Annotated in this window: 1 protein-coding gene; it reads right to left on the reverse strand. The window is 70.4% G+C overall.

The window, feature by feature from the left end; translation table 11 throughout:
- On the reverse strand, positions 1 to 740 hold a 740-nt coding region (locus PV350_RS46855), incomplete at both ends, for an ISAs1 family transposase (protein ID WP_500339338.1).

Raw genomic sequence — 740 nt, forward strand, 5'->3', positions numbered from 1 at the left:
GCGGCGATGGACACGGATGGCCAGGCGGGCGTGGGGGAAGGCGATCCCGCCGAGCTGGTCCGCGATGCCGCAGGTCTTGATCGAGCGGGACTCGCGGCGGCCGTGTCCGGTGGAGGTCGTGGTGTGCTGGACGGCGATGTCCCGCCACGGCAGGGCGGCGAGTTGACGGTATGCGGTCGGCTGGTTCGCCTTGATCACCGAGATGTAGTGGGCTTTCTTGGTCTCGACCAGCCAGGTGACGTTCGCCTTCACCGAGTGAAGGGCGTCGAAGGTGACGAGAGTTCCGCCCAGGTCCAGCGGCTCCAGCAGGGGCTGGAAGTGCGCGGTCTCGTTCGTCTTCGCTCCGACCTCCGCCTGGGCGAGGGTCAGGGCCCGGTGGTGGGTGACGGCGGAGAGCAGGTGCCTGCGGCCGGCGGACAGGCGGGCCGATCCTCTCAGCGATTTGCCGTCGACGGCGATCACCTGCCGTTGCTGCGGAGCCGTTCCCGCAGGGTTCGGGCCGGCGAGGTAGGCACCGACGGCCCGGTCCAGGGCGTCACCATCGACGGCCGCCAGCACACGGCCGATCGTCGTCCGCGAGGGAGAACGACCCCACCGCAGCGGATGCCGTCGGACTCCGACGGCCGTCAGCACATGGTCCGAGGCCCGCGCCGCCCACTCGGCGATCTCGTCGATGCTCCTCGCTCCCGACACGGCCGCGCAGGCACAGACGAGGAGGATCGCGGTCAGTGAGTACCAGC

Origin of the sequence: Streptomyces sp. PA03-6a (assembly GCF_033792765.1) — a bacterium.
Lineage (GTDB): Bacteria > Actinomycetota > Actinomycetes > Streptomycetales > Streptomycetaceae > Actinacidiphila.